The organism is Achromobacter maghribensis, from assembly GCF_057334215.1.
The window spans coordinates 16,135-18,312 of sequence record NZ_JBHFII010000035.1 but is presented as its reverse complement, the minus strand read 5'-3'; the positions used below and the strand labels follow the sequence as shown (position 1 = coordinate 18,312).

The 2,178-nt window shown below is 69.0% G+C and carries 3 protein-coding genes; all 3 read right to left on the bottom strand.

The features are described 5' to 3' along the window. Window positions 1–42: 42 nt before the first annotated feature. Complete coding sequence (thiD, locus tag ACE039_RS14450; protein WP_485822662.1) at window positions 43–885, bottom strand: bifunctional hydroxymethylpyrimidine kinase/phosphomethylpyrimidine kinase; 843 nt, start codon at window positions 883–885, stop codon at window positions 43–45. Then, window positions 882–1,691: a thiazole synthase gene (locus ACE039_RS14445; protein WP_310034112.1), complete on the bottom strand. Its 810-nt coding sequence runs from the start codon at window positions 1,689–1,691 to the stop codon at window positions 882–884. The genes thiD and ACE039_RS14445 overlap by 4 nt, the downstream gene beginning before the upstream one ends. Window positions 1,692–1,845: 154 nt before the next feature. After that, a partial coding sequence (locus tag ACE039_RS14440; RefSeq protein ID WP_485822661.1) for a TroA family protein occupies window positions 1,846–2,178 on the bottom strand: 333 nt, incomplete at its 5' end.

Below are 2,178 nucleotides of genomic sequence, written 5' to 3'. Positions count from 1 at the left end.
CGCGCCCCTGGAACCTGCCAGGAAGCAAGGGTTGCCGGGCAGTCACCACCAGGCGTGGAAGTGGTGTACCGGACCGTGGCCGGAACCCACCGACAGCCGTTCCGCGTGGCGGATGGCTTCGGTCAGGTAGGCCTTGGCGCGCCGGGCGGCCTCGGGCACGTCCCCGGTTTGCGGCAGCAGCGCGGCCAGCGCCGCCGACAGCGTGCAGCCGGTGCCATGGGTATTGGCGGTTTCGATGCGGTGGCCGGGCAGCTCGATCATCCGGTCGCCGTCGTGCAGCAGGTCGATGGTCTCGTTGCCGGGCAGATGGCCGCCCTTGACCAGCACCCAGCGTTCGCCGGAATGCGCCAGCTTGTTGCGCAGGCGTTCGGCCACGCGGCGCATTTCCTTGACGGTTTCCACCGGCCGTTCTTCCAGCAGCACGCCGGCTTCGGGCAGGTTGGGCGTCAGCAGGGTGCACTGGGGCAGCATGGCTTCGCGCATGGCGCCCACGGCGTCCTTTTCAAGCAGCAGGTCGCCGCTCTTGGCCACCATGACGGGGTCCAGCACCACGTGCGCCGGCGCCCATTTGGCCAGCTTTTCAGCCACGACCTCGATCACGGCGCGCTGGCCCAGCATGCCGATCTTGACGGCGTCGATGCGCACATCGGTGAACAGCGTGTCGATCTGCAGGCCCACGAAGGCGGGCGGCACGGGCGAAATGCCGGTGACGCCCTGCGTGTTCTGCGCGGTCAGCGCGGCGATGACCGCGCACCCATAGGCGCCCAGCGCGCTGATGGCCTTGATGTCGGCCAGCGTGCCGGCGCCGCCGGACGGGTCGACGCCGGCGATGGTCAGCGCGTGGGGAATGGGACGGACGTTGCCGTCCTGGGGGCGCGAGCTCATTTCGTCGAACCGGGGCCGGCGGTGATCAGGCCTTCGGTCGGCGAGCTGGGCGCGCCGCTGTACAGTTTTTTGGGCATGCGGCCGGCCAGGAAGGCCTCGCGGCCCGCCTCGACGCCCTTTTTCATGGCGCTGGCCATCAGGATCGGGTCGCGCGCGGCGGCGATGGCGGTGTTCATCAGGACGGCGTCGCAGCCCAATTCCATGGCGATGGCGGCGTCGGACGCCGTGCCCACGCCGGCATCGACCACGACCGGCACGCGGGCCTGGTCGATGATCAGCCGGAGGTTCCACGGGTTCAGGATGCCCATGCCCGAGCCGATCAGCGAGGCCAGCGGCATGACCGCCACGGCGCCCATGTCTTCCAGCATGCGGCACTGGATGGGATCGTCGGTGCAATAGACCATGACCTTGAAACCTTCGTCGACCAGCGTCTTGGTGGCCTTGAGCGTTTCGGGCATGTTGGGGAACAGGGTGTGCGGGTCGCCCAGCACTTCCAGCTTGACCAGGTCGTGGCCGTCCAGCAGTTCGCGCGCCAGGCGCAAGGTGCGGACCGCGTCGTCGGCGCTGTAGCAGCCGGCGGTGTTGGGCAACAGCGTGAATTTCGACGGCGGAACGTAGTCCAGCAGGTTCGGTTCGCCCGCGTTCTGGCCGATGTTGGTGCGGCGGATGGCGACCGTGACGATCTCGGTGCCGCTGGCGTCCAGCGCCGCGCGGGTCTCTTCGAAGTCCTTGTACTTGCCGGTGCCGACGAGCAGGCGCGACGAGTAGGCGCGTCCGGCGATGGTGAGGGTGTCTTGTGTGGTCATGGCGGTGTTCAAAGGGCGGGGGCGCAAGAGCGGAGCCCGCGGGAGGCTGACTGACGGTTGTTAAGCGAATGATAAAGCACGCCGCCGCGCGGCAGGCGTGTGCAATGAAATCCCGCGTTCCACTATTTGCGGATCGTGCTGCATGGCGGGCGGGTCAGCGCAATCGGTCCAGGTTGGCGCAGACGGCTTCGGCGGCGTCGATCAGGCGCGGCCCCGGGCGGTACAGGGCGTCGGCATCGATTCCGTAGACATGCCCCGCGCGGGCGGCGGGCAGCCCGAGCGTCTGCCAGGCGGCCAGGTTGTGCTGCGTGTCCGCCGGCCGCGCGACGCCCGCCAGCACCGCTTCGGGGCGGGCGGCCAGTACGCTTTCCAGCGTGACTTGCGGGGCGACGATGGGCGCTTGCCCGAAGACGTTCACGCCGCCGCAGACGCGTAGCGCGTCGCTGACGATGCTGCTGTCGTTCAGGGTGTAGATGGGGTCCAGGCC